21 protein-coding genes are annotated in these 25,196 nt (G+C 74.4%); 8 read left to right on the top strand and 13 right to left on the bottom strand.

The window, feature by feature from the left end; genetic code table 11:
* Positions 1 to 25 precede the first annotated feature (25 nt).
* Positions 26 to 409: a hypothetical protein gene (locus tag AC27IY_RS09895; RefSeq protein ID WP_423444906.1), complete on the top strand. Its 384-nt coding sequence runs from the start codon at positions 26 to 28 to the stop codon at positions 407 to 409.
* 3 nt (positions 410 to 412) lie between these two features.
* Here the strand turns inward: AC27IY_RS09895 and AC27IY_RS09900 are convergent, their stop codons facing one another.
* The 4 genes from AC27IY_RS09900 to AC27IY_RS09915 form a co-directional block, all read right to left on the bottom strand.
* Entirely contained in the window at positions 413 to 1,219 is an 807-nt protein-coding gene (locus tag AC27IY_RS09900) for a glycerophosphodiester phosphodiesterase (RefSeq protein ID WP_487177736.1), read from the bottom strand.
* A 72-nt stretch (positions 1,220 to 1,291) separates the two neighbouring features.
* Entirely contained in the window at positions 1,292 to 2,203 is a 912-nt protein-coding gene (locus AC27IY_RS09905) for an alpha/beta fold hydrolase (RefSeq protein WP_487177737.1), read from the bottom strand.
* A 2-nt stretch (positions 2,204 to 2,205) separates the two neighbouring features.
* Complete coding sequence (locus AC27IY_RS09910; RefSeq protein ID WP_423444912.1) at positions 2,206 to 3,201, bottom strand: NAD-dependent epimerase/dehydratase family protein; 996 nt, start codon at positions 3,199 to 3,201, stop codon at positions 2,206 to 2,208.
* Positions 3,198 to 4,820 carry a fatty acid CoA ligase family protein gene (locus AC27IY_RS09915; RefSeq protein WP_487177738.1) on the bottom strand — a complete coding sequence of 541 codons (1,623 nt, stop codon included), beginning with the start codon at positions 4,818 to 4,820 and terminating at the stop codon, positions 3,198 to 3,200. Before AC27IY_RS09915 ends, AC27IY_RS09910 begins: the two co-directional genes overlap by 4 nt.
* A 96-nt stretch (positions 4,821 to 4,916) precedes the next feature.
* Between AC27IY_RS09915 and AC27IY_RS09920 the strand changes: the two genes are divergently transcribed.
* Together AC27IY_RS09920 and AC27IY_RS09925 are read left to right on the top strand one after the other, a co-directional pair.
* Positions 4,917 to 5,612, top strand: coding sequence for a hypothetical protein (locus AC27IY_RS09920; protein ID WP_487177739.1), 696 nt, complete (start codon positions 4,917 to 4,919; stop codon positions 5,610 to 5,612).
* Positions 5,578 to 5,766 carry a hypothetical protein gene (locus AC27IY_RS09925; RefSeq protein ID WP_487177740.1) on the top strand — a complete coding sequence of 63 codons (189 nt, stop codon included), beginning with the start codon at positions 5,578 to 5,580 and terminating at the stop codon, positions 5,764 to 5,766. Before AC27IY_RS09920 ends, AC27IY_RS09925 begins: the two co-directional genes overlap by 35 nt.
* Positions 5,767 to 6,012: 246 nt before the next feature.
* On the opposite strand, the gene AC27IY_RS09930 is transcribed toward AC27IY_RS09925, so the two are convergent.
* Positions 6,013 to 7,356: a beta-ketoacyl-[acyl-carrier-protein] synthase family protein gene (locus AC27IY_RS09930; protein ID WP_487177741.1), complete on the bottom strand. Its 1,344-nt coding sequence runs from the start codon at positions 7,354 to 7,356 to the stop codon at positions 6,013 to 6,015.
* On the bottom strand, positions 7,353 to 7,604 hold the full coding sequence (locus AC27IY_RS09935) for an acyl carrier protein (RefSeq protein WP_329581896.1): 252 nt from the start codon (positions 7,602 to 7,604) through the stop codon (positions 7,353 to 7,355). Before AC27IY_RS09935 ends, AC27IY_RS09930 begins: the two co-directional genes overlap by 4 nt.
* Positions 7,605 to 7,803: 199 nt before the next feature.
* On the opposite strand from AC27IY_RS09935, the gene AC27IY_RS09940 reads away from it, so the two are divergent.
* The gene (locus AC27IY_RS09940) at positions 7,804 to 8,805 is read left to right on the top strand and encodes a 3-oxoacyl-ACP synthase III family protein (RefSeq protein WP_344204313.1); all 1,002 of its coding nucleotides are present in this window, start codon (positions 7,804 to 7,806) and stop codon (positions 8,803 to 8,805) included.
* 32 nt (positions 8,806 to 8,837) lie between these two features.
* Here the strand turns inward: AC27IY_RS09940 and AC27IY_RS09945 are convergent, their stop codons facing one another.
* From AC27IY_RS09945 to AC27IY_RS09955, 3 genes are read right to left on the bottom strand one after another with little or no spacing between them, the layout of a single operon-like run.
* On the bottom strand, positions 8,838 to 10,793 hold the full coding sequence (locus AC27IY_RS09945) for an ABC transporter ATP-binding protein (RefSeq protein ID WP_423444921.1): 1,956 nt from the start codon (positions 10,791 to 10,793) through the stop codon (positions 8,838 to 8,840).
* The gene (locus tag AC27IY_RS09950) at positions 10,790 to 12,523 is read right to left on the bottom strand and encodes an ABC transporter ATP-binding protein (RefSeq protein ID WP_423444923.1); all 1,734 of its coding nucleotides are present in this window, start codon (positions 12,521 to 12,523) and stop codon (positions 10,790 to 10,792) included. The genes AC27IY_RS09945 and AC27IY_RS09950 overlap by 4 nt, the downstream gene beginning before the upstream one ends.
* Positions 12,523 to 13,143 (bottom strand): TetR/AcrR family transcriptional regulator, encoded by a 621-nt coding sequence (locus AC27IY_RS09955; protein ID WP_423472909.1) that lies wholly within the window; start codon positions 13,141 to 13,143, stop codon positions 12,523 to 12,525. The genes AC27IY_RS09950 and AC27IY_RS09955 overlap by 1 nt, the downstream gene beginning before the upstream one ends.
* 136 nt (positions 13,144 to 13,279) lie before the next feature.
* Here AC27IY_RS09955 and AC27IY_RS09960 point away from each other — a divergent pair, with 136 nt between their 5' ends.
* Genes AC27IY_RS09960 through AC27IY_RS09970 form a run of 3 tightly spaced genes read left to right on the top strand, consistent with a single transcriptional unit; the run spans position 13,280 to position 16,045 of the window.
* Positions 13,280 to 14,425 (top strand): Gfo/Idh/MocA family protein, encoded by a 1,146-nt coding sequence (locus AC27IY_RS09960; protein ID WP_487177742.1) that lies wholly within the window; start codon positions 13,280 to 13,282, stop codon positions 14,423 to 14,425.
* Entirely contained in the window at positions 14,418 to 15,326 is a 909-nt protein-coding gene (locus AC27IY_RS09965) for a DUF6807 domain-containing protein (protein WP_487177743.1), read from the top strand. The genes AC27IY_RS09960 and AC27IY_RS09965 overlap by 8 nt, the downstream gene beginning before the upstream one ends.
* On the top strand, positions 15,323 to 16,045 hold the full coding sequence (locus AC27IY_RS09970; RefSeq protein WP_423472913.1) for a cupin domain-containing protein: 723 nt from the start codon (positions 15,323 to 15,325) through the stop codon (positions 16,043 to 16,045). Before AC27IY_RS09965 ends, AC27IY_RS09970 begins: the two co-directional genes overlap by 4 nt.
* A 76-nt stretch (positions 16,046 to 16,121) precedes the next feature.
* Here the strand turns inward: AC27IY_RS09970 and AC27IY_RS09975 are convergent, their stop codons facing one another.
* From AC27IY_RS09975 to AC27IY_RS09985, 3 genes are all read right to left on the bottom strand, one after another.
* Positions 16,122 to 17,123 carry a LacI family DNA-binding transcriptional regulator gene (locus tag AC27IY_RS09975; RefSeq protein WP_364458614.1) on the bottom strand — a complete coding sequence of 334 codons (1,002 nt, stop codon included), beginning with the start codon at positions 17,121 to 17,123 and terminating at the stop codon, positions 16,122 to 16,124.
* A 55-nt stretch (positions 17,124 to 17,178) separates the two neighbouring features.
* Positions 17,179 to 17,559: a hypothetical protein gene (locus AC27IY_RS09980; RefSeq protein WP_423472915.1), complete on the bottom strand. Its 381-nt coding sequence runs from the start codon at positions 17,557 to 17,559 to the stop codon at positions 17,179 to 17,181.
* Between the two features lie 130 nt (positions 17,560 to 17,689).
* Positions 17,690 to 21,031, bottom strand: a complete 3,342-nt coding sequence (locus AC27IY_RS09985; RefSeq protein WP_487177744.1) for a S8 family serine peptidase — start codon at positions 21,029 to 21,031, stop codon at positions 17,690 to 17,692.
* A gap of 320 nt (positions 21,032 to 21,351) precedes the next feature.
* Here AC27IY_RS09985 and AC27IY_RS09990 point away from each other — a divergent pair, with 320 nt between their 5' ends.
* Complete coding sequence (locus AC27IY_RS09990; RefSeq protein ID WP_487177745.1) at positions 21,352 to 23,328, top strand: sensor histidine kinase; 1,977 nt, start codon at positions 21,352 to 21,354, stop codon at positions 23,326 to 23,328.
* Between the two features lie 252 nt (positions 23,329 to 23,580).
* Here the strand turns inward: AC27IY_RS09990 and AC27IY_RS09995 are convergent, their stop codons facing one another.
* Positions 23,581 to 25,152 (bottom strand): serine/threonine-protein kinase, encoded by a 1,572-nt coding sequence (locus AC27IY_RS09995; RefSeq protein WP_487177746.1) that lies wholly within the window; start codon positions 25,150 to 25,152, stop codon positions 23,581 to 23,583.
* Positions 25,153 to 25,196: the final 44 nt, after the last annotated feature.

A 25,196-nucleotide genomic window follows, 5' to 3' on the forward strand; every position in this document is an offset into this window, starting at 1 on the left:
CACGGACCGCCACCCGGGAGAGCCGATGAACCGTCACCTCCGCGCCCTGCTCGGCGTCACCGCCGCCGCCGTGCTCGCCACGACCCTCGCGGCCCCCGCGCACGCCGCCGGCGGGCGGCCCTTCCTGTTCACCTACACCTTCGCCGGTCATCTCAAGGTGGCCGGCGGCGATTTCACCGTCGGCGGCCGGGTGTACGTGAGCGTCAAGCACAGCAACGGCGTCCCGGCCTTCGGCAAGTGGGCGGTGGCCCGTACGCATCCGGTGACGCCGGGCGGGGCCGTCTACGTGGACACGCCACTCGCCTCCCCGTGCAACGGCGGCCGCAACGGCTACGCCGAGGCGTACGACGCCGTCACCAGGACGTGGTCCGCCCGCCTGCCGGTGACCGTGTGCCGCAGGATCGACTGAGGGTCAGGCGCACTTGCCCTTGAGCCAGGCCCGGTACTCCTTGGTGTAGTTGGTCATCACGCTGGCCGGGGCCGCGTCGAGCACGCTCTGCCAGCGGGCGGTGTTGCCGGTCCAGGACGGCGGCGGCTCCTCCCAGCCCACGCTGTCGGTCCAGCGGGCCGCGCCGCCCTTGAGCAGCGTGGGGTGGCGCTTGGCCAGCTCGGCCTGGATCCAGCTGTCGGTCGAGTAGACCAGGATGCGCTGCGCGCCCTGCCGCTCCTTGATCGGGTCGGAGATCTCCTTCCAGGCGGCCGCCGCGTACGTGGCGTTCGACAGGATGGGCTTCGTCTCGGGCTTGATCTCCAGGAGGGCGACCAGGCCGCGTGAGCGCACCTGGTCGAGCCATTCGCGCAGCGTGTAGACCCGCTCCCCCGTGTAGGGGCCGCGCGTGATGGTGCGGCTCTGCAGGTTGCCGGTGCCGGCGGCCCACCAGAGGTCGGTGATGTTCTGCTTGGTGCCGGTCAGGCCGTTGGTGGAGGTGTTGTGCCACATGACGGCCTTGGTGCCCTGCCGGGTGAGCTGTACGTCGCCCTCGACCCCGTCGGCGCCCCAGCTCTTCTGGTCGTTGAGCCCCCGCGGGTTGTTGGGCTGGCGGATCTTGTCCCGGTCCCAGGGGTTGGCGCCTGTCGGGTAGCCGCCGTGGCCGAAGACCTGGGGGCAGGCGACCGCCGCGCGGGTGGCGCTCGTGCCGGCGTGGGCGGGGAGCCCGGCGGCCGGGAGCGTCACGGCCACCGCCGTGGCCAGCGACATCGCTCTGGTCATCATTCTCATGGAGGTGCGACTCCCGCCTGTAGGTGATCCGGGGGAAGGCTACGCGCGGCGGCGTTCATGATCAAGGGGCGGTCAGCGGCGCAGGAAGGCGGCGATCTCCGGCACCAGCCGTTCGTGGGCGTCCTCCAGCACGTAGTGGCCGGCGTCCGGGTAGGCGCGCACCGTCGCGTGCGGCAGGCGGCGGCGCCACTCGCGCAGCATCGCGCGGTCGAAGACCGGGTCGCGCAGCCCCCAGCCGATCAGCACGGGCCGGTCGGCGAACGCGCGCACGCCCTCCGCGGCCCGCACCAGCAGCGGCCAGGCCCGGTCGGCCGGGCTCAACGGGATGTCGGTGACGAAGCGGCGGACCGCCACCCGGTGCCCCGGGTCGCGGCCCGGGGCGAGGAAGGCGGCGCGCACGTCCCTCGGCAGGCGGTGGCGCAGCCCGAACGGCGGCAGCGTGGCCAGCCGGGCGAAGGCGTGATGGCGCAGGAACAGGCGCTCGCCCGTCGCGGTCTCGCGCAGCAGCCAGAACGGCAGCCGCAGGGCGGGCCGTACGCGCTCGCCGTACGGGTTGGGGAACGCGGCGGTGTTGAGCACCACGAGCCGGGCCACCCGGCCGGGGTGGCGGGCGGCCCAGGCCATGCCGATCGGGCCGCCCCAGTCGTGCATCACCAGCGTCCAGCCCCGGTCCGGGACGCCCTCGTGCTCGACGAGGTGCGCGGTCAGCGCGTCCAGGTCGGCCACGCGGGAGGCCAGGGTGTGTGCGTAGCGGTCCTCGCCCGGCTTGTCCGACAGGCCCATGCCGATGTGGTCGGGGGCGAGGCAGCGGTGCTCGCCGCGCAGCGCCGTGATCAGCCGCCGCCACAGGTAGCTCCAGGACGGGTTGCCGTGCAGCATGAGCACCGGCGCGCCCGCGCCCTCGTCCACGTAGTGCTGGCGCAGGCCGTCCCGTACGAACCAGCGGGACGCGAACGGGTAGCCGGGCAGGCGGGAGGCGTCCACGCTCAGCTCCCCGCCGGGGCGGCCGCGAGGTGGGCGGCGAGCCGGGACAGGCCCTCCGCCGTCGTGACGCGCGGCGCGTAGCCGAGGTCGCGGCGGGCCGCCGACAGGTCGAACCAGTGGGACGTGGTCGCCTGCACGGCGATCATCCGGGTGAGCGGCGGGCTCGCCCCGGCGAGCCGGCACCCGTGCTCGACCACCCCGGCCGCCAGCCGCGCCAGCCGGGCGGGCACCCGCGGCCGTACGGGGCCGAGCCCGGCCGCCGCCAGCAGGCCGTTGACCCACTGCGCGATCGGGACCGGCTCGTCCTGGGCGACGAAGTAGGCGCGCCCGGCGACCGGGCTGCCGGGGGCGAGCGCGTCCAGGGCCAGCAGGCACGCCTCGGCCGCGTTGTCGACGTACACGGTGTCGATCAGCTTGCCGGGGGCGCGCGGCAGCAGCAGCCGGCCGCGCCGGGCCCGCGCGGTGAGCTGCGGCAGGAAGTGCGGGTCGCCGGGCCCCCAGATGAGGTGCGGCCGCAGCGCCACGGTGGCCAGCCGCGCGCCGCTCGCGGCCAGCACGATGCGCTCGGCCGCCGCCTTCGTCGCCGGGTAGGGGGCGAGGTGGCGGCGGGCGTACGGGACGGACTCGTCCACGCCCTCCAGGTCGCGGCCGTCGTGCACGACGCTCGGCGAGGAGACGTGCACGAGGCGGGCGATCCCGGCGCTCAGGCAGGCGTCGACCACGTGGGCCGTGCCGTGCACGTTGATCGTGCGGAAGTCGCCGGGCGCGCCCCACAGCCCGGCCAGCGCCGCGCAGTGCACCACCGCGTCGTGCCCGGCCACGACGGCGCGCACCCGGTCGAGGTCGCGAACGTCCCCGGTGCGCTGGAGCACGCCGTACGCGTCCAGCTCAGGACGCCGGCTGCGCTGGAACGCGGTCACCCGGTCGCCGCGCGCGGCGAGCAGCCGGCACACGGCCTGCCCGAGGAAGCCGCCGCCGCCGGTCACCAGCACGTTCATCGCCGGGCCTCCCCCAGCTCGCGGGCTGCCCAGCGGGCCAGCAGCGGGCGGCGGATCTTGCTGGCGTGCCGGACGTCCATCGGGAACCCCGGATGCGGCAGCACCTCGGCGACGGCGGGCGGGGCGTGCTCGCGGACCCGGGCGAGGACCGCGCGGCGCTCGCTCCCGGAGACGCCGGGCTCGCACTCCACGCAGAGCACCGGGCGGCGGCGGCCCTCCGGCCCCACGCCCACGAGGGCGGTGCGGCGCACGCCGGGCAGGTCGTTGACGATCGGCTCGACCTGGTCGGTGTAGAGGTCGCCGGCGGCGGTGCGGACCCGCTCGCCCTTGCGGCCGGCGAACCAGAGGCGGCCCCGCTCGTCCATCCACCCCAGGTCGCCCATGCGGTGCACGGGCGTGCCGCCGTCGTCGATGCGGGCGAGGGCGGTGTCGTACGGGCGGCCGAGGTAGGGGTCGCTCACCGCCGGCCCGGTCACGGTGATCTCCCCGACGGTGCCGGGCGGCACCAGCAGGTCGTCCGACCAGTACGGGACGGGCTCGTCCGTGACGGCGATGACGCGGACCCGGTTGCCCGGCAGCGGCGCGCCCAGGAACGTGCCCGCGCCCTTCGCCGTGTCCCCGGCGGTCGCGGTGAGCTCGGCCGCGTTCGCGGCGCTGACCAGGAGGCATTCCGTGGCGCCGTACACGGAGAGCAGCTCGGCCCCCTCCGGCAGGCACCGGAGGGCGCGGCGCAGGACCGCGTGCGGCAGCGGCGCGCCCGCGGTGAGCACGGTCCGCACGCCGTCCAGCGTGAGGCCGCGCTCCAGGCAGTGGCGGGCCAGCCCGTCCAGCAGCGCCGGCGCGGCGAACAGGCCGGTGACGCGGTGCGCGCGGATCGACTCCGCCATCGCGGCGGGGTCGCTGCGGGCGGGACGGCGCAGGTTCAGCCGGGGGACGACGGAGGCGCAGCCCATGACGGGCGCGGCGATCGCGAACGGCAGGAACGTGGACCAGACCGTCCCGCCCGGCTGCAGCGCACCCAGGCGTGCCAGCAGCTCCAGCTGCCCGGCCAGGTGCCGGTGCCGGAGCGGCACGCCCTTGGGCACGCCGGTGGAGCCGGAGGTGAAGGCCACGAACGCCGGGCCGTCGCCCTCCCCGCGCGGCGCGGGCCAGGAGCCGGGCGGCGACGGGCGGGCCAGCCGCAGCGTGCGCGGGCCCACGGTGATCGTGGTCCGTACGCTGCCGCGGGCCCAGCCCAGCAGCACGCGGGCGAGGTGGGCGAGGGGCACGCCGATGAACGCCTGCGGCGCGGCCTCGGCCAGGCACCTCCTCATGGCGCGCGCCCCGAGGCCCGGGTCGATGAGCACGGGGACGGCCCGCAGCCGGAGCAGGGCGTGGATCAGCGCGACCAGCTCCCGGCCCGGCGGCACCATGACGGCGGTCTTCGTCCCCGCGCCGACGCCCGCGCGCTCCAGGGCCAGGGCGGTGCGGCCGATCAGGTCGTCCAGCTCGCGGTACGTGAGCGTCTCGGGGCCTCGGCCGCGCCGTCCGTCGATGCGGCAGACGACGGCCTCGGGACGGGCATGCGGCCAGCGTCCGGTCAGCTCAGCCTCGGCGGCGAAGAGCCGGGCACCATCCATGAAAGCACTCCCTCCCGGTGTGTCGTGTTTTGGGCGATCCGTGTGCGGTAACTATTCGTAGCAATACGTTACTCAACGTGACTAGGAGTCCAAGACATGCGCCGATTCATCGCCGTCATCGCCGCCGGAACGGCCACAGCCGTGCTGCCGCTCGCCGCGTCGAACCCGGCCTTCGCCGCTCCCGCTCCCGACGTACCTGCGCCCGCTCCGATCGCGGCCGGACCCGCGCCCGAGCCCGCGCCTGCGCCGGAGCCGGCCGCCGCGCCCGAGCCGGCCGTCGACCAGGCCGCCGCACCCGAGCCCGCCGCCGACGAGGCCGCCGCGCCCGAGCCGGCCGTGGACGAGGCTGCGGCGCCCGAGCCGGCCGTGGACGAGGCTGCGGCGCCCGAGCCGGCCGCCGACGAAGCCGGCGCGCCGGAGCCGGCCGTGGACGAGGCCGCCGCTCCCGAGCCGGCCGCCGACGAGGCGGGCGCACCTGAGCCCGCCGCCGACGAGGCCGCCGCGCCGGAGCCCGCCGCCGACGAGGCCGTCGTGGACGCGGCTGCGGCGCCCAAGCCCGCCGTTGAAGAGGTCTCCGCGCCCGAGCCCGCCGCCGACGAAGCCGGCGCACCTGAGCCCGCCGCCGACGAGGCGGGCGCACCTGAGCCCGCCGCCGACGAGGCCGCCGCGCCGGAGCCGGCCGCTGACGAGGCCGGCGCGCCCGAGCCGGCCGCCGACGAGGCCGGCGCGCCCGAGCCCGCCGCCGACCGAAGCCGCCGTGGACGCGGCTGCGGCGCCCAAGCCCGCCGTTGAAGAGGTCTCCGCGCCCGAGCCCGCCGCCGACGAAGCCGGCGCACCCGAGCCGGCCGTGGACGAGGCCGCCGCACCTGAGCCCGCCGCTGACGAGGCCGGCGCTCCGGAGCCCGCCGCCGACGAGGCCGCCGCTCCCGAGCCCGCCGACGTGTAAGGCCCGAAGCCGCGTTGGCCAGGCCGATCCCGTGCCCGGCGCCGACATGTCCGCGCCCGGCGCGCAACGGGTCCCGGCCTGATCCGGCCCGCCCCAGCAGCCCGACGCTGCTGCTCCGCACGGGCGGCGCCTCCCGCGGCCGGTCGGTGGGCGGTCTCGGCTGAGCAGCCCGCCACCCGCCGGCCTCGGCGGCCCGGACCCGGCCCCGTCACCTGACGGGCGCCCGCCGGTCCGGAGCCCGCCGCCTCACAGACCCGGCCGGTCCCGGCTCACGTACTTGGTGAGCTGGACCGACCGGGTCTGTCGGCATGTGGTCAGGACGGTACGGGCGAGAAGATCAGGGTGGCATTGTGGCCGCCGAAGCCGAAGGAGTTGGACATGACCGGCGCGGCCGGCATGGGCCGGGTCTCGGTGACGACGTCGAGGTCGCACTGCGGGTCGAGGACGCTCAGGTTGGCCGTCGGCGGGACGGCGCGCTCGTTCAGCGCGGAGGACGGCGGCCACCGCCTCGATGGCCCCGGCGGCGCCGATCGCGTGCCCGGTCACCCCTTTGGTGGAGGTCACCGGCACCCGTACCGTCCCGAACACCTGGTTGATCGCCCGCGCCTCGGCCAGGTCGTTGAGCGGGGTGCTGCTGCCGTGCGCGTTGACGTGCGCGATCTCGCCGGGCGTCAGCCCGGCGTCGGCGAGTGCGGCGCGCATGCAGCGGGCGGCCCCGTCGCCCTGCTCGGGCGGCGCGGTGATGTGGTGGGCGTCGGAGGAGAACCCGAGCCCCGACAGCTCGCCGTAGATGTGGGCGTCCCGGGCGAGGGCGTGCTCCAGGTTCTCCAGGACGACGAACGCGGCCCCCTCCGCCAGCACGAACCCGTCGCGGTCCCGGTCGAAGGGCCGGCTGGCCCGTTCCGGCGCGTCGTTGCGCAGCGACAGGGCGCGGCAGCGTTCGAAGGCCAGCAGCACGGACGGCGTGATGGACGCCTCGGCGCCGCCGGCGATGACCAGGTCGGCGGTGCCGTCGCGGACCAGCCGGGCGGCCTCGGCGATGGCGTGGGCGCCGGAGGCGCAGGCGGTGGCCACGGACAGGCTGGGGCCGAGGATCCGGTGGCGGATGCTGATCGCGGCCGCCATCGCGTTGTGCATGACCATCGGGACGTGCAGCGGGCCGGGGTTGCCGCGGCCCGCGTGGCGGCCGGAGAGCAGCCCGGCCTCGTAGGTCAGGGCGCCGCCGAAGCCGCTGCCGGTGACGACGGCCTGGCGCTCGGGCGGCGTGCGCACCGGTCCCGCGTCGTCCACGGCGTCGTCCATCGCGTCGCCGGCCGCGCAGACCGCGAGCTGCGCCACGCGGTCCAGGCGGGAGGCCTGCTTGGGCGTCAGGTAGCCCTCGACGTCCAGGCCGGTGACCTCGCAGGCGAACGTGGCGCCGAGCCCTTCGGTGTCGAAGGAGGTGATGCGGCGCGCGGTGGAGCGGCCGGCGAGCAGCGCGTCCCACAGCTCCTTGGGGTGCGCGCCGGCCGGGGTGCGCACGCCCAGCCCGGTGACGGCCACCCGGGCGCGCGGCCTCGCCGCCGTCCCGCCGCCGGTCGCCGGGCTCATCCCAGACGCTCCGGCGCCAGCTCGCGGGCGCGGGCCAGCACGTCGCCCACGGTCCGTACGTCGGCGAAGGCCTCACGCGGCAGCGGCCCCCACTCGTCCTCCAGCGTGACGTGCAGCTCGGCCAGGTCGAGGCTGTCGGCCTCCAGGTCCTCGCGCAGCAGGGCGTCCTCGGTGATCCTCATGGGATCGACCTTCAGGATGTGCGCGCAGCGTTCGCGCACCACCGCCAGGATCTCTTCGTCGCTCACGTCGGGCTCCCTTTCGCGCAGGTCAGCGTGATGGCCGTGCCGCCTAGCCTGGCCGATGGCAGGAAAGATGATCACTTGTGACGCGAGGTCCGCCGTTAAGGAATTGATCAAGTCTGCCCGGTCGGCGGTGCGCGGTCCCGGCGGCCTCCGGCGCGCTCCCTAGGGTGGGCGTCCACGGGGACACAAGGGGGGAATGGGCATGCGCTACGCCCACGTGGCCGGGGTGGCCGTTCACCTGCCGGAGCGGACGCTCACCAGTGCCGAGCTGGAGGAGGAGCTCGCCGCCCGCAATCCTGGGGCGCACGTGCCGCGCGGCCTGATCGAGCACGCCACGGGCGTACGGCGACGGCATGTGGCCGAGCCCGGCCAGACGGTCGCGGGCCTGGCCGCGCGGGCCGCCCGTAAATTGCTGGAGGAGACCGGCCACACGCCGCCGGCCCTCGACCTGATCATCTTCGCCGGGGTGAGCACGGACGTCGTCGAGCCCGCCAACGCGCACATCGTGGCCGCCGAGCTGGGCGCGGACTGCCCGGTGTTCGACGTGCGCAACGCCTGCAACAGCGTGCTGAACGCGATCGAGCTGGCCGAGACGCTGATCACGGCGGGCCGGTACCGCACGGTGCTCATCGCCTGCGGCGAGCGGGCCAGCTCGGCCATCCGCTGGCGGATCGGCCCGGACGACGAGTTCAGCGCGGCGATCCCCTCCTACACCGTCTCGGACTCGGGCACGGCGCTGCTGCTGCAGGCGGCGACCACGCCGGGCGTGCTGGGGCACCGGTTCTGCGCGTACTCGCCGGCCTGGCGCTCGGCGCGGGTCCCGGTCACGCCGCTGCCGGAGGGCGGGCTGGAGATCGGCGTCTTCACCGTCGACTTCCCGGAGCTCGCCATCGGCATGTGCAAGCTCGACCTGGACGTGCTGCGGCGCCCGCTGACCGACCGGGGCCTGGACTGGGACGACCTGGCCGCCATCTGCGTCCACCAGGCGTCGCTGCCGTCCCTGCACGCCTTCTGCGAGCTGGCCGGGATCCCGGTGGGCCGGGTCGAGGTGACGATCGAGGAGCACGGCAACCTGGTGGCCTCCAGCCTTCCCGTGCAGCTCCACCAGGCGATCAGGGCCGGCCGCGTACGGCGCGGCGACCTGGTCGCCCTGGTGGGCCTGGCCGGCGGGGTGAGCGCGGGCACCGTGCTCCTGCGCTGGTGACCGGCCCGCCCCGCCGGTGACGGCCGGAGCCGCTAGTCCATCTCCACCACGGCCGCGGCGAACTGGGCGGAGTAGAGCCGGGCGTAGGCGCCGCCGGCCGCGAGCAGCGACTCGTGCGTGCCCTGCTCGACGATGCGCCCGTTCTCCATGACCAGGATGAGGCTGGCGTCGCGGATCGTGGAGAGCCGGTGGGCGATGACGAAGCTCGTACGGCCCTCGCGCAGGGTGCTCATCGCCCGCTGGATGAGCACCTCGGTCCGGGTGTCGACCGAGCTGGTGGCCTCGTCCAGGATGAGGATCGCCGGGTCGGACAGGAACGCGCGGGCGATGGTGATGAGCTGCTTCTCGCCCGCGCTGACCGTGCCGCCCTCCTCGTCGAGCACGGTGTCGTAGCCGTCGGGCAGGGTGTGCGCGACGCGGTCGACGTGCGCGGCCTGCGCGGCGGCCTCGATGCGCTCGCGGGTGGCCTTCTCGCCGCCGTAGCCGATGTTCTCCGCGATCGTGCCGCCGAACAGCCAGGTGTCCTGGAGCACCATGCCGATGTTGCCGCGCAGCTCCTCGCGGGACATCGTGGCGATGTCGACGCCGTCGAGCGTGATGCGGCCGCCGGTCACCTCGTAGAAGCGCATGATGAGGTTGACCAGCGTGGTCTTGCCCGCTCCCGTGGGGCCCACGATGGCGACCGTCTGGCCGGGCTCGACGGTGAGCGACAGGTTCTCGATCAGCGGCCGCTCGGGGTCGTAGCGGAAGGACACGTCCTCGAACGCCACCCGGCCCCTGACCTGCTCGGGGCGGGCCGGCTGGGCGGGCTCCGGCGACTGCTCGGGGGCCTCCAGCAGCTCGAAGACCCGCTCGGCCGAGGCGACGCCCGACTGCACCAGGGCCGCCATGCCGGCCACCTGCATGAGCGGCTGGCTGAACTGGCGCGAGTACTGGATGAACGCCTGCACGTCGCCCAGCGAGATCGAGCCCGAGGCCACCTTGAGCCCGCCGACCACGGCGACCAGCAGGTAGTTGAGGTTGCCGATGAACATCATCGCCGGCTGGATGACGCCGGAGATGAACTGGGCGCGGAAGCTGGAGTCGTACAGGGCGTCGTTGTGCCGGTCGAAGGTCTCGGCGGCCTCGTGCTGCCGGCCGAACACGCTGACCAGCGTGTGACCGCCGTACATCTCCTCGATGTGGCCGTTGAGCTGGCCGGTGGAGGCCCACTGCTTGACGAACTGCGGCTGCGAGCGCTTGCCGATCGCCGCGGTGACGTAGACCGTGACCGGCACCGTGACCAGCGCGATGAGCGCCAGCACGGGCGAGATCCAGAACATCATCGCGAGCACCGCGACCACGGTCAGCACCGACGAGACGAGCTGGCTCATCGTCTGCTGGAGCGACTGGGCGATGTTGTCGGTGTCGTTGGTGGCGCGGCTCAGCACCTCGCCGCGCGGCTGGCCGTCGAAGTAGCTGAGCGGCAGCCGGGACAGCTTGGTCTCGATCCGCTCGCGCAGCCGGTACGCGGCCCGCTGCACGACCGTCGTGGTCAGCCGGAACTGGGCGACGCCGAGCAGCCCCGCCAGCACGTAGACCGCGAGCGCCCAGGCCAGCACGTACGCGAGCGCGTCGAAGTCGATGCCCTGGCCGGGCACCACGTGCATGGCCGCGACCATGTCGGCGAAGGTGTCCTGGCCGCGGGCGCGCAGCCCGGCCACGGCCTGCTCCTTGGTGACGCCGGCGGGGAGCTGGGCGCCGATGATGCCGGAGAAGATCAGGTCGGTGGCCCGGCCGAGGATCTTGGGCCCGGCCACGGTCAGCGCGACGCTGGCGGTGCCGAGGGCGAGGACGACGGCGAGCAGCCTGCGTTCCGGGCGCAGCAGCAGCATCAGGTTGCGGAGCGTCCCGCGGAAGTCGGAGGGCTTCTCGGCGGGCCCGCTCATCATGCGGCCGGGGCCGAACGCGGGTTGCGGACGGCGCGCGGGCGCCTGCGCGGCGGTCATGCTGCCTCCTGTTCGGTGAGCTGGGACAGCACGATCTCCCGGTACGTCGGGCAGTCGTCCATCAGCTCGGCGTGGGTGCCGGTGCCGACCAGGCGGCCGTCGTCGAGCACGAGGATGCGGTCGGCGTCGCGGATCGTGCTGACGCGCTGGGCGACGATGACGATCGTGGCGTCGGCGATCTCCTCGGTGAGCGCGGCCCGCAGCCGGGCGTCGGTGGCGTAGTCGAGGGCGGAGAAGGAGTCGTCGAACAGGTAGATCTCGGGCTGGTGCACGAGGGTCCTGGCGATGGCCAGGCGCTGGCGCTGGCCGCCGGAGACGTTGGTGCCGCCCTGGGAGATGGGCTCCTCCAGGCCGCCGGGCATGGCCTCGACGAAGTCGCGGGCCTGGGCGATCTCCAGGGCGCGCCACAGCTCCTCGTCGGTGGCGTCGGGGCGGCCGTAGCGCAGGTTGGAGGCGACGGTGCCGGAGAACAGGTAGGGCGTCTGCGGGACCAGGCCGACCGCGCGGGAGAGCGCGGCCGGGTCGAGCTCGCGTACGTTGACGCCGTCGACCAGCACCTCGCCGGCGCTCGCGTCGAACAGCCGCGGGATGAGGTTGAGCAGGGTGGTCTTGCCGCTGCCGGTGCTGCCGATGATCGCGGTGGTGCGGCCGGGCCGGGCCGTGAAGCTCACGCCGGACAGCACCGGCTCCTCGGCGCCGGGGTAGCGGAAGTCGACCGAGCGCAGCTCCAGCTCGCCGATGCGGCGCTCCGGCGTGACGGGCTCGGCCGGCGGGCGCACGGTCGGCTCGGTGCCCAGCACCTCCTCGATGCGCTCGGCGCACACCTCGGCGCGCGGGATCATCATGAACATGAACATCGCCATCATGACCGACATGAGGATCTGCATGAGGTAGGAGATCACCGCGGTGAGCGCGCCGACCTCCATGTCCCCGCCGGCGATGCGGTGGCCGCCGAACCAGACGACGGCGACGCTGGAGAGGTTGACGACCAGCATGACGGTGGGGAACATCAGCGCCATCAGCCGGCCGACGCGCAGCGAGACATCCGTCAGCTCGTCGTTGGCGACGCCGAAGCGCTCGTGCTCGTGCGTGTCGCGCACGAACGCGCGGATGACCCGGATGCCGGTGATCTGCTCGCGCAGCACCTGGTTGATCCGGTCGATGCGCTCCTGCATCGTACGGAACAGCGGCCGCATGCGCGCGACGACCAGCGCCACGATGACGATCATCAGCGGCAGCGCGACCAGCAGCAGCGACGACAGCGCGACGTCCTGGTTGAGCGCCAGCACGATGCCGCCGACGCACATGATCGGCGCCGCGACCATCATGGTGAAGGTCATGAGGACGAGCAGCTGGATCTGCTGCACGTCGTTGGTGGTCCGGGTGATCAGGGACGGCGCCCCGAACTTGTTGACCTCCTGGACGGAGAAGGCCTGCACCCGGTGGAAGATCGCGGCCCGCATGTCGCGGCCGAGGGCCATGGAGGTGCGGGCGCCGTAGTAGACGGCGACGATCGAGCAGATGACCTGCACGAGCGTCACGCCGAGCATCACCAGCCCGACGCGCATGATGTAGGCGGTGTCGCCCTTGACGACGCCGTCGTCGATGATGTCGGCGTTCAGTGTGGGGAGATAGAGCGTGGCCAGCGTCTGCACGAACTGGAAGAGGACGACGAGCGTGATCTCTTTCCCGTACGGCCTGAGCTGGACCCGCAGGAGGCGGAGCAGCATCAAGGGGCGCTTTCTGTGGGTGGGGTGGGTAAGGGCCGCACGAGCAGCCCGTCGAGCAGGACGGAGACGGTTTCCTCGTCGTCCATGTCACCGAAGTCGCCCATGGCGAGGCCGTGGTGCACGCGCACCGCGATCAGCATGAGCAGCAGGTGCGCGGCGGCCTCGGGAGCGCGGCGCAGACGGTCGCGGTCGGGCTCCATGAGGGCGGCGAGGCCGTCCGCGATGCGGTTGCGGGAGTCGAACATCCGCTTGTGGAACTCGGGGTCCTCGGTCATCAGCTCGCGCGGGGCGGCCATGAGCCGGGCGTTGGCGTTCATGCCCTCGCGCAGCAGCGTGACCGCCCTGCACAGGCGTTCGCGCAGGTCGAGCGCCGGATCGATGGCCTTCAGCGCCTCCACGGCGGGCTCGGGGTCGAACGCGCTCATCAGCGCCGCCCGCAGCAGCGAGGCCTTGTCGGGGAAGACACCGAAGATCGTCCCCTCGGCCACGCCCGCGGCCTCGGCGATCTGCCGGGTGCTGAGCGCGGTGCCGTGCGCGCGCAGCAGGGGAACCGTGGCGGCGATGAGCACGGCACGACGGGCTTCCGGCGCCATGGCCGGCACTCTTCGCCGTTTCGTCATGGGTAGGAGTGTAATGAGCGAGTACTCACTCGTTCCACTCATTTATCGGGATGAGTCGTTGACAGGCCGCGGCCTCGGAAAATACGTTGGGCACGGAAAAGTGATCGATCACTTTAAATTGGTGTGAGGAGTGCCCGTGCCTTTACCGCCGACCCCGATCCGGGTCGCCGTCGCCGGAGCCGGCGGCATCGCGAGCGGCGTCCACCTGCCCGCCCTGGCCGCCGCGGGCGAGGCCGTCCGCGTCACCGCCGTCTGCGACCTCGACCCCGTCCGCGCCGGGGAGCTGGCGGACGCCCACGGCATCCCCGGCCGCTACACCGACCTGGCCGCCATGCTGGCCGCCGAGAGCCCTGACCTGCTCGTCGTCGCCACCCCGCCGGTCGCGCACCGGGAGGCGGTCATCGCCGGCCTGCGCGCGGGCGCGTGGGTGTGGTGCGAGAAGCCGCCCACGCTGTCGCTCGCCGAGTACGACGAGATCGCCGCCTGCGAGAAGGAGGGCGGCCCGTACGCGGCCTACGTCTTCCAGCACCGCTCCGGCAGCGCCGCGCGTCGGCTGCGCCGGCACCTCGCCACGGGCGAGCTCGGCCGGCCGCACGTCGCCGTCTGCAACACGCTCTGGTACCGCGGCCACGACTACTTCGAGGTGCCCTGGCGCGCGAAGTGGGCGACCGAGGGTGGCGGCCCCACCATGGGCCACGGCATCCACCAGATGGACCTGCTGCTCGACCTGCTCGGCGACTGGGACGAGGTGCACGCCGTGGCGGCCACGCTCGGCCGCCGCACCGAGACCGAGGACGTCTCGTTCGCCATCGTCCGTTTCGCGAACGGCGCGATCGGCTCCATCGTCAACAGCGTCCTGTCCCCGCGTGAAACGAGCTACCTGCGCTTCGACTTCACCGACGCCACGGTCGAGGTCGAGCACCTGTACGGCTACGACAACTCCCACTGGCGCTGGACGCCCGCGCCGCACGTCACCGACCAGGACAGGATCGCCGGCTGGCCGCCGGAGGAGGACGTGCCCAGCTCGCACCGGGCGCAGCTCGCCGAGGTGCTCGCCGCCATGCGCGCGGGCGAGCGCCCGCCCGCGTCCGGGGCCGACGGGCGCAGGGTGATGGAGCTGATCACCGGGATGTACCAGTCGGCCTTCACCGGCCGTCCCGTGACCCGGGCCGAGCTCGGCCCGCCGAACCCCTTCTACCACGCGCTCAACGGCGGCGACCCGGCCCGCGCCGCCGCCGTCCTGCGCCGTGACGAGCACGAGGAGAGCAGCGACCGTGACTGACCGCGAGCTGGGCGTCCGCGACGAGGGCACGGCCCTCGCCGTCACCGCCGGCGAGGTGGAGATCGCCCGTTACGTCCACCGGCCCGACGCCCCCCAAGCCGAGGCGCCCAAGCCCTACCTGCATCCCCTGCGCAGCCTGAGCGGCGCGCCCCTGTCGTCCTACCGGCCCTGGGACCACCGGTGGCACAAGGGTCTCCAGATGACCTGGGCCCACCTGTCGGGGCAGAACTTCTGGGGCGGGCCCACGTACTCGGCGGAGCGCGACTACCAGATGGAGGACAACCTGGGGCAGATGCGCCACGTGGACTTCACCGCCGCCTCCGCCGACGGCGACCGGGTCACCGTCGAGGAGACCCTGCACTGGGTGACCTCGGCCGGGGAGCACTGGATCACCGAGCGGCGGCGGCTGGCCTTCCACGGGGTGGACCCCGGGCGCGGGCTCTGGGCGCTGGACTTCGCCACCGAGCTGCGCAACGTCCGCGGCGACGTCCTGGACTTCGGCAGCCCCACCACGCACGGCCGCCCCCTCGCCGGGTACGCGGGCTTCTGCTGGCGCGGCCCCCGCTCCTTCACCGGCGGCACGATCCTCGCGGCCGGCGGGCGCGGCGGCCCGGAGATGATGGGCGAGCAGGCCGACTGGCTGGCCATGGCCGGGCAGCACGACGAGATCGACGGCGGCGCCACCGTGCTCGTCCTCGCCGGGCGCTCCAGCGCGGCCGTGCCGATCAAGTGGTTCGTGCGGCGGGAACCGTTCGCCGTGATCAGCCCCTCCCCCTCCTTCGACGAGGAGATCGCGCTGGCCCCCGGCGGCACGCTCGAACTCGCGCACCGGCACGTCTTCGTCGACCACGTGTGCGAGCGGGCCGAGCTGGACGAGCTGGGCGAGGAGTTCGCGCTGTGACTCCGCTCTTCCCCGGCGGCACGGCGATCAGCGACCTGTGCGTCTACGACTGGGCGTGCCCGGACGGCGGGCACGGCGGCACCCCGCACCTGCACACCGTCTCCACCGAGGCGTACGTCGTGACCGAGGGCCGTGGCGCGGTGCACACGCTGAGCGCCGCCGGCTTCGCCGAGGACCGGCTGGAGCCGGGCTCGGTGCTGTGGTTCTCCCCCGGCACCGTGCACCGGCTGGTCAACGAGGAGGGGCTGCGGCTGGTGGTGGTCATGCAGAACGCGGGGCTGCCCGAGGCCGGGGACGCCGTCCTGACCTTTCCCGCGGAGGTGCTGCGCGACCGTGAGGCGTACCTGGCCGCCGCCACGCTCCCCGCCGGAGGGTCGGAGGCCGAGCTGGCCGCGGCCGCCCGCGCCCGGCGTGACCTCGCGATCGCCGGCTTCGGGCAGCTCGTCGACGACGTCGGGCGGCGGGGCGGCGCGGCGCTGGCGGACCTGCACCGGCTCGCCGCCGACCTCGTCCGGCCCCGGGTGGAGACGTGGACGGCGCTGTGGAACGAGACCGTCGCGGCCGAGACCGAACGCACCCGCGCCCAGCTCGCGGCCCTCGCCGACGGCGACCCGGCCCACCTCGGCCAGGCCACCGTGGTCCGCACCATCCCCCGCCCGGGCCCCCGCGCCTTCGGCATGTGCGGCCGACTCAAGACATGGGCCCCTATCCCGGACTGACCTCCCGGGCGGCCTCCCCCGGACGGTACCTCCCCAGGCGGAAAGACTCTTCCCGGGCGGGCCTTCGCGGGTGGGTCTAGCGCGGTGGCGGGCCCGCGGACTCGCGGATGATGACCTGGTTGAGCGGGCGCGCGGCGGGCTCGGGGGCCGGCTCGCCGCGCACTTCGGCGACCAGTCTGGCCACCGCCTCGCGGCCCTGGACCTCGCGGTCCACGGCCACCGTCGAGAGCGACGGGGTGGCGAAGCGGCCCAGCTCCTCGTCGTCCCAGCCGAAGACGCTGACGTCTCCGGGGACCCGCCAGCCGCGGGCGAGCGCGGCCCGCACCGCCCCCATCGCGACGTGGTCGTTGGCGGCCACGATCGCGGTCACGCCACAGTCGTCGGGCAGGGCCTGGACGGCGTCGTAGCCGGACCGCGCGCTCCAGTCGCCGGCGGCGACGCCGTACGAGGTCAGCCCCCGGCTCTCGATGGTCTGCTCGTAGACGCGCTTGCGGTTGCGGGCGGAGGCGAAGCTCTGCGAGCCCGCGATGTGCAGGAAGACCCGGTGGCCGAGCCCGGCGAGGTAGTCGATGATCTCGGCGACCGGGGAGGCGTCGGCCAGCTCGTTGACGCCGCGCAGGTTGTCGTCGTAGTCGCCGGTGACGACCACGGGGACCGGGGCCCGCGCCGGGTCGAGGTCGAGCGGCGACAGCGACAGGATGCCCTCGACCTGCCCCGACGCCGCCAGCTCCAGCACCCGCTCGGCCCTCGCCGTGGCGTCGCCCTCGACGCTCACCACCTCCAGCTGGAAGCCCTCGGCGTGCGCGGCGGCCGAGGCGGCGCCGAGCAGGCGCACCGGCCACAGGTAGGCGGAGGCGGGCAGGGTGATCGCCAGCCGGTTGGTGCGGCGGGTGCGCATGGACCGGGCGACGAGGTTGGGCCGGTAGTTGAGCTCCTGGACGACCTCGTCGATCTTCCTGCGGGTCTCCGGCTTCAGCCCTTCGTTGTGGCGGAAGTAGCGGGAGACGGTCTGGTGGGAGACGCCGGCGCGCCGGGCCACCTCGTGGATCGTCACGCGCGGCGTGTCGGACCGGCCCATGGGACCCCCCTTCCGCGCCCTCGCGCTCCGTCCCGCCCAGCCTAGCGCCGCGTGTTCAGGTAGGCCGCCGAGCGCGCCCCGCGAGGACGCGCAGGCGGCGCGCCAGGTGGCGGTGCCACCGGGCGAGCCGGAGGTCGGGCCCGTCGTCCAGGCCCGCGCAGCCGGCCAGCCGCTCCCGCAGGAGCGCGCACCGCTCGTGCGCGGCGGCGAGCTTCAGCATGGCCTCCGACCTGCGCAGGGCCGCCGACCACACGCGCCGGGCGGCCTCGCCGGGATCGTGGCCGGGCAGCGGGAGCGGCTGCTCGCCCGGCTCGTACGCGCCCGCCCGGATGCGGACCAGCCGGTCCTGGATCAGCGCGCGGGCCTCCGCGGCCCGCCGGGCGTCGGCGGCGGCCGTCCTGGCCCGCTCGCCGTGACTCAGCGGCTCACGCCCCATCGCTCCTCCCGTACGCCAGGAAAAGCTCTCCGTCGTCATTCAGACACAGGCGGGAAGGCCTCGCAACCTCCTCGCCGGAATGCGCGCGGAAACGGGCCGCGGGCGGGGCGACGCCCGCGGCCCGGTCCTGTCACTGGACGTTGATCGTGTCCACCTCCACGGTGATGCCCTTGACCTGCGGCGTCGAGGTGGCCGTGGTCACCTTGCCGGCCCCCGCGCTGACGCCCTTGATCTTCATCGAGTAGGTCAGCGTCCCGCCGGGCGCGCCCGGCGTGCTCGTCACGACGAGGTCCTCGGTCGGCGGCCCGGAGATCTGGCTGCCGGCGGTGCCGTCGGCGTTCTCGGCGCCCACGGTCAGCCCCGCGCCGGCGGGCGGCGCGCCGGGCAGGTTGCCGGGGTCGTAGGCGTAGCTGATGTCCTCGGCGCCGTTCACGCCGATCCACTGCTGGAAGACCTTGAGGTCGCCGGTGCCGTACAGGTTGACCCGCCACTCGACGACCACCCACCGGTTGACGCCGTCCGTGAGGACGGTGGCGTAGACGCCGGGCGCGCCGGTGCCGTCGAGGTCGGTCCAGTAGGGGGCGAGGACGCCGTTCGGCCGCGCCGGGTCGGGCAGCGTCTGCGGCGTGAAGGAGATGTCGTCCGAGCCGGTCGTGCCGCCCGCGACGGTGTAGCCGTTGGAGACCACGCCGATCCTGTTGTAGGTCCGGCCGGCGAACGCGAACGCGGGCACGTTCAGGTTCACCGCCTGCTCGTCACCGATCGGGATCGGGGCGACGCCGAAGATGTCGAGCGGGATGTACCCGGCGGGGCCCGTGCCCGGCGCGATCACCGGCCGGTCGGGCTGCCGGGCGGCCAGCGTCGCCTTGGCGGTGGCGATCTGGGTGCCGACCTTGGTGGCCCCGGTCACGCTGTTGAGCCGCAGCCGCGCGTCGAGCGTGCTCAGCGCGGTGACCTCGGCCGCCTCCAGGCTGTTGTTCTGGACGGTGACGGTGCAGGTGGACTCGCCGGTGTTCCTGGCGATGGTCGCCGGCGCGCAGGTCTGCTCGACCGGGACGATGCCCTCCTGGCGGTAGAACGCCACCGGCAGGTGCAGCGCGCGCGAGCCGCCGACCTGCTTGAGGTCCACCTGCCCGAAGTACTGCCCGTCGGGCAGGTCGGGCGCGGTGATCACGACGTTGATCTTGGCGCTCTTGCCGGGCGCGACGGTGACGAGCGGCGGCACGACGGCGACAGCCGCGCCGCCCACCGTCCGGCCCGTGGCGGTGAAGGCGAGCGTCTTGTTCGTGACGTTCTTGACGGTGCGCTTGACGGTGATGACGCCCGGCATGACAGGGGCGTTCACCGACGGCAGGTTGAGGTCGATGCGGCCGGCGGGGTCGGTCGCGGAGGCGGCGAAGTTCGCGGCGCTCTCGTCCAGGGTCAGGCCGGGGTCGCCGGCCTTGGTCAGGTCGATGCGCCCGCCGCCCATGTCGAACGGGTCGGCCGGGGTGGTCCCGTCCGGCTTGGTGACCGACGTCTTGCCGGTGGTCTCCAGCGCCGACTTGACCTGGCCCGGCGTCCAGTCCGGGTGCAGGGCGAAGACGAGCGCCGCCGCGCCGGCCACGTGCGGGGCCGACATCGAGGTGCCCGAGATGACCTGGAAGGAGTTGCCGGGCGGCCCTTCGAGCGGTGACTCGGGGGTCGGGGTCATGCCGGCCATGATGTGCAGACCCGGCGCGGTCACGTCCGGCTTGAGGAAGTCGCCGCCGGGGCCGCGCGAGGAGAAGTACGTCATCCGGTCGCCCTGCCAGGCCGTCTTCGTGCCCTGGGTGAAGGAGGCGGTGGTGCCCGGGTGGGAGGACAGGAACGCCAGCAGCGCGTCCGCCTCCGGCTTGTCGAGGTGCACCGTCGGGAGCCAGTGGGCGTCGGTGAAGACGTCGAACGGTACGGCGTTGTAGAGGATCATCCCGGCCGCGCCGCCCTGCTTGACGTTGTAGCCCTTCAGCACCCGGTTGGGCCCTCGCTCACAGGCGACGATCTTGCCGGTGAACAGCCCGGGGGGCGCGGGCGCGTCGCACAGCGGCCGCGAGTACGGCGGCGCCGAGGCGAGCACCACGGGCAGCGGCGAGGCGAGCCCCGCGGTGATGGAGGCGCCCTTGACCGTGGCCGTCGCGCCGCCGCCGCTCAGCGTGAGCGTCGACTGGAACGTACGGCCCTGCGTGGACGCGGCGACCGTGGTGACCCACGGGCTGCGGTGGTCGGTGGTGTTGGCGCCGGGCCCGGAGTTGCCGGCCGAGGCCGAGACGAGCACGCCGGCCGCGTACGCGTCGAGGAAGGCCAGCTCGACCGGGTCGCTGTAGGGGTCGCTGCCGCCGGAGATGGAGAAGTTGATCACCCGGACGCCGTCGAGGACGGCCCGCGCGACCGCCTGCGCCGAGTCGGACTGGTAGCAGCCCTCCGCGCCGCACACCTTGTAGACCGACACGGCCGCGCCGGGCGCGATGCCGTTGATCGGGCCGCGGCTGATGCCGAGCGGGTTGGCGTCGGCCACCGGACCCCCGGCCGACGTGGTGGCGGTGTGGGTGCCGTGGCCGTTGGAGTCGCGGGCGCTGTCGGGGTAGACGTCCCCGCCGACGACCTCGTTGTACGTCTCCAGGAACGCCCGCCCGCCGATGAGCTTGTTGTTGCAGGTGAACGGGTCGTTGGCGGGCGTCAGCGGGTTGTCGCCGAAGTCGCACTCACGCGGCGCGCCGTCCTTCGTGGGCGGCGGGGCGGGCAACCCCGGCCGGGCGGCGAAGGACGGGTGCTCGGGCCAGGCGCCGCTGTCCAGGACGCCGACGATCACGCCCTTGCCGGCCGTGCCGCTGCCGCCGAGCTTCGGCCAGACGGTGTCGGCGCCGATGAAGGCCGGGCTGGAGTCGGTGAGCAGCTGCTCCAGCCTGTCCTCCTGGACGGCGGCGACGCCGGGCAGCTTCAGCACCTCGTCGGCCTTGTCGCCGGGGATGCGCAGCGCGATGCCGCCGTACACGGTCCTGATGCGCTGGCCGACGCTCGCGCCGGGCACCTTCGCGGCCAGCTCGGCGAGGAAGGCGTCCTCGACCTTCTGGATGTGGCCGGTGTACTTGCGGGCGTCGGCGCTGCCGGTGTCCAGGGCCTTGCCGGTGACGGCGGGGCTGGTGCCGGGCAGTCCGGGCAGGCCGCCGCGGTAGGCGGCGAGCGAGTCGTAGTCGAGCTTGACGACGACGTTGACGGGCTTCGTGGAGGTGCCGCGGAGCAGGGCGGCGTCGCTCTTGGCGAGCTTGCCGGACGGGGACTTGGCGCCGTCCACCAGCTCGGCGCCGGTGAGCGGGATGGCCGTCCACTTCCCGGGCGGCGACGGTGACGGTTGCGGGGTGGCGAGCGCCGCCGGGCTCAGGGCCAGGACGGCGCTCAGGCCCGCGGCGACCGCCACGAGCCTGCGCACACGGGGTAACTGGGCGCTGGATGACACGAGAACCTCCTCGTCGAGGGGCTGCGTGGACCTCGTCCTGCCCGCTCGCGGAGGCGTCGCGTCACCCGGCGCGAAGGCATGCCGAAGAGAGCGACCCCTCCCCGGTGGGTGACGAGCGGAGCGTCCGCCCCGGTGGGGGCGGCTGGGCTCCGGACTGGAGTGTAACCAGGGAATCTCCGGCCGAGAACACGGTAGATCGTTCTAATCTGCGGCGTCGTACGATGGTGGCCGGCAGGACCGGGGATGACGTGCGGCTTCCCCAGGCAGACGGGACGGGCACGGTGACGGACACGCTATCCGGTTCGCGGGCTGGCTCGGACGTGGGCGGAGCGCGGTGGGCGGCCGGGGCGCTGGCCGCGCTCGCGGTGACGCTGACCGTCGCGGGAACCGTCGTGCAGTTGTCGGTGCCCCGGGAGTGGGCGCCGTGGCCGCCGTTCGTGCCGGACCACGCGGCGGGGCTGGCGTTCCCGCTGACCGGGGCGTTCCTGATCCGGCACCGGCCGCGGCTGCGCCTCGCCTGGCTGATGTGCGTGGGCGGGCTCGGCTCCTCCGTCGCCGTCATGGCCGTCGGGCTGCAGAACGCCTCGGCCGCCGGCGGCGACCTGGAGAGCGCCGGCTGGCTGCGCGTCGCGGCCGTGGCGGGCTGGACGGTGGCCGCGTGCACGCTGTCGGCCCTGCTGCCGCTGCTCTCCCCCGACGACCGGCTGCCGTCGCGGCGGTGGCTGCCGGTGGCGGTCCTGGCCGTGGCGGTGAACCTCGCCGAGGGCGTGCGCGGCGCCGTACGGCCCGCGCCGCCCACGAGCCGCTACCCCGAGGTCGTCCCCAACCCGCTCGCCGTCGAGGCCCTGGCCCCCTACAACGCGAGCCTGCAGACCGGGCTGACGCTGGTGATGAACGCCTGCGTGGTGCTCGGGCTGCTGTCGCTGGTCGGGCGCATGCGGCAGGCGGCCCCTGCCGGGCGGCGGCAGATCGCCTGGCCGCTGTCGGCGTTCGTCGTCTACACCGCGTTCCTGCTGCTCGGGCAGGACTACTGGGCGCTCGTGACGATCTGGACGGCGGCGATCCCGGTGGCGATCGCGTTCGCGGTGCTGCGCCACCGCCTGTACGGCATCGACACCGTCATCAGCCGTACGGTCGTCGCGACCGGCCTCATCGTCACCGTCGGCGCGGTCTACTTCGGCGTCAGCGCGCTCGCCGGGCTGCTGCTGTCGGACTACGACCAGCTCGCCGGCCTCGCGGCCACGCTCGCGGCGGGCGCGCTGTTCCAGCCGCTGCGCGCCCGGCTGCGCCGGATGACCGACGCCATGCTGTACGGCCGGCACGGCCGCCCCGAGGAGCTGGCCAGGCGGCTCACGATCGAGGTGGGCGCCAGGGAGCCGGCGAACGCGCTGGCCGCCGTCACCTCCGTGGTGCGCGACGGGCTCGGCGTGACCGGCGTCGTCGTCGAGGTCGGCGGGGCGGGCGCGGACGGGCCCGCGAGGCCCGAGATGCGGGTGGAGCTGGGCGTGGCCGGGGCGGAGCCGCGGGTGGTGCCGCTGGTGTGGCACGGCGAACCGGTCGGCCGCATGCTCATCGGCCCGCCGGGGCCGCGCCGCTTCTCGGCCGCCTACACCGAACGGCTGATCGGGACGGCGGTCCCCTACGTCGCCGACGTGGCGCACGCCGTGCTGATGGCCGCCGACCTGCAACGTTCCAGGGAGCGCATCCTGACCGCCCGCGAGGAGGAACGCCGCAGGCTCCGCCGTGACCTGCACGACGGGCTCGGCATGGCGCTGACCAACATGGCGATGTCGCTCTCCATCGCCAGGACCAACCTGCGCCAGGCGCCCAGCGCGGCCGACGCGCTGCTGCTGGACCTGCGCAGCGGCATGGACGCGGTCAGCCAGGAGGTCCGCGAGCTGGTGTACGGCCTGCGCCCGCCCACCCTCGACGACCTCGGCCTGGCCGGGGCGGTGCGCGCGCTCGCCGCCGAGCCCGGCCCGCCCGTGGAGGTCGTGGCCGAGGGCGAGACCGACGCCCTGCCCGCGGCGGTGGAGGTGGCCGCGTACCGGATCGCGCAGGAGGCCCTCACGAACGCGCGCAAGCACGCCGCCGCCGGGCACGTCACCGTGACGCTGGCCCGCTCGGAGCGGGCGCTGGTCGTACGGGTGCGCGACGACGGCAGAGGGCTGCCCGCGGCGCGGCGCTCCGGCGTGGGCTTCGCCTCGATGCGCGAACGGGCCGCCGAACTCGGCGGCACCTGCCTCATCACCTCGCCGGGGACGGGCACGCAGGTGGAGGCGGTCCTCCCGCTCTGAACGCCGCTCCGGCGGGGGGCCGGTGCCGCGGCGCTCGTCGCGCGCCGCGGCCCGGCCGGGCTGCCGTCAGGAGTTGCAGCCGCAGGAGCAGTCGGATGAGCATGAGCAGGACGAGCCGTGACCGCAGGAGCAGTTCCCCTTATTCGTGTCCATGCCTCGTATGTTCCTTGGGCGGTGCGTGCTCGACCTCACTTTGGGAGCACATGTTGCCGCCGCCGAGGGCACATGGACCGAACCTGGGCCGGTGGCCCGTCACTTGCCGTGGCCCTTGGCGTGTCCCTTTCCCGGAGAGGCCGTCAGGCCCTTCTTGGCCTGGCCGGGCGGTACGAAGGGGGCGGCGTGCCTGCCGCGGGCGGACTGGCCCGGCGTGACGCCGGTGGTGGTCCTTCCGGTGCTCTCCCTGGTGCTCTTGCCGGTGTTCCGCCTGGTGTCGGTCCCCCCGGTCCGCTGGACGGCGACGGACCGTACCCGCAGGTCGGCTTCCCGCTTCGCACCCGGCTGGTCGGGGGTGCTGCGCTGGTCGGGGGTGCTGCGTTGGTCGGGGGTGTCGCGCTGTTCGGGAGTGCCGGTCTGCTTGGGGGTCGCGGGCTGCTCGGGCTTCTGGCGCTGGTCGGTGGTGGTCGCGGGCAGTGCCGCCTCGACCCGCTGCTCGACGCCGGCGGCGCCGGGCGGGCCGCCGTCGGCGGGCCAGCCGGTGACCGCGAGCACGGCCACGATCAGCGCCGCCACCCCCGCCACCTGCCGCAGTTGCCCGCTCCCGAGCCACCGCCCCAGCATCTCGGCCGCGCCGCTCCTGACGCCTCCCGCAGCGGCCACGACGGACTCGGGCATGACGCTGCCCGTCCTCGGGCCGGACAGCGGGAGCGCGGCGTGCTCATCGGGATCGGGGGCGATGGTCCCCGTCTGCGGGGGCGGGACAGGGAGGACGAGGCTCTGGGTCTGGGGGCCGGCGGGGGTGGCCGGCTGCGGCCGGGACGTGAGCGGGGCTGAGGGGTCGGCCGCGGCGACGCGGCGGAGGTGGCGGCGGGCGACCTCGGCGGTCCAGCGCTGTTCCGGGTCCTTCTCCAGAAGCCCCATGAGCAGCGGCGCCAGCGGCCCGGCCAGCTCGAACGGCGCCGGCGCGGTGGTGAGCACCGCGCTGATCGTGGCCAGCGCGTTCCCCTGTTCGAACGGCGAACGCCCCTCCACCGCCGTGTAGAGCGTCACGCCCAGCGACCACAGGTCCGCCTCGGGCGTCGGCGGCCCGCCGCGCGCCCGTTCGGGGGCGATGTACGCGGGCGTCCCCACCACCATGCCCGCCTCGGTGAGCTCGACCCGCCGCTCCACGCTGGTGGCCAGGCCGAAGTCGGTGAGCACGGCGTGACTCCCGCCGGAGTCGAGCAGGATGTTGGCGGGCTTGACGTCCCGGTGCACGATGCCTGCGGCGTGCGCCGCCTCCAGGGCGTCCAGCACCTGCAGGCCGAGCGCGGCGACGGCGGCGGGCGGCAGCGACCCGCTCTCGCCGAGCACGTCGGCCAGGGTGGGCGCCGGGACGAGCTGGAGCACGATCCACGGCCGCTCGTCGGCCACGACCACGTCGTAGACGGTGGCGACGTTCGGGTGGCTCAGCCGCGCCGCGAGGCGGGCCTCGCTCATGGTGCGCCCGAGCAGCGCCTCGCGTTCGGACGGCGGCCGCTGGTCGAGGGTGACCTCCTTGACCGCGACCGCGCGGTCGAGGAGTTCGTCGTGGCCGCGCCAGACCCGGCCCATGCCGCCGTGGCCCAGCTCGGCCTGGAGCCGGTAGCGACCGGCCAGCAGCAGGCCTTCGTAACGCGAATCGGACATAGCGCCCGGCCTACCCGATCAATGCCCGCCCATGCGCGAACCGC

It is taken from the genome of Nonomuraea sp. B208 (assembly GCF_057536035.1).

Coding starts and splice junctions, on each gene's coding strand:
- AC27IY_RS09895 (WP_423444906.1), top strand. CDS start 26: ATGAACCGTCACCTCCGCGCCCTGCTCGGCGTCACCGCCGCCGCCGTG.
- AC27IY_RS09900 (WP_487177736.1), bottom strand. CDS start 1,219: ATGAGAATGATGACCAGAGCGATGTCGCTGGCCACGGCGGTGGCCGTG.
- AC27IY_RS09910 (WP_423444912.1), bottom strand. CDS start 3,201: ATGAACGTGCTGGTGACCGGCGGCGGCGGCTTCCTCGGGCAGGCCGTG.
- AC27IY_RS09915 (WP_487177738.1), bottom strand. CDS start 4,820: ATGGATGGTGCCCGGCTCTTCGCCGCCGAGGCTGAGCTGACCGGACGC.
- AC27IY_RS09920 (WP_487177739.1), top strand. CDS start 4,917: ATGCGCCGATTCATCGCCGTCATCGCCGCCGGAACGGCCACAGCCGTG.
- AC27IY_RS09930 (WP_487177741.1), bottom strand. CDS start 7,356: ATGAGCCCGGCGACCGGCGGCGGGACGGCGGCGAGGCCGCGCGCCCGG.
- AC27IY_RS09940 (WP_344204313.1), top strand. CDS start 7,804: ATGCGCTACGCCCACGTGGCCGGGGTGGCCGTTCACCTGCCGGAGCGG.
- AC27IY_RS09945 (WP_423444921.1), bottom strand. CDS start 10,793: ATGACCGCCGCGCAGGCGCCCGCGCGCCGTCCGCAACCCGCGTTCGGC.
- AC27IY_RS09950 (WP_423444923.1), bottom strand. CDS start 12,523: ATGCTGCTCCGCCTCCTGCGGGTCCAGCTCAGGCCGTACGGGAAAGAG.
- AC27IY_RS09955 (WP_423472909.1), bottom strand. CDS start 13,143: ATGACGAAACGGCGAAGAGTGCCGGCCATGGCGCCGGAAGCCCGTCGT.
- AC27IY_RS09975 (WP_364458614.1), bottom strand. CDS start 17,123: ATGGGCCGGTCCGACACGCCGCGCGTGACGATCCACGAGGTGGCCCGG.
- AC27IY_RS09980 (WP_423472915.1), bottom strand. CDS start 17,559: ATGGGGCGTGAGCCGCTGAGTCACGGCGAGCGGGCCAGGACGGCCGCC.
- AC27IY_RS09995 (WP_487177746.1), bottom strand. CDS start 25,152: ATGTCCGATTCGCGTTACGAAGGCCTGCTGCTGGCCGGTCGCTACCGG.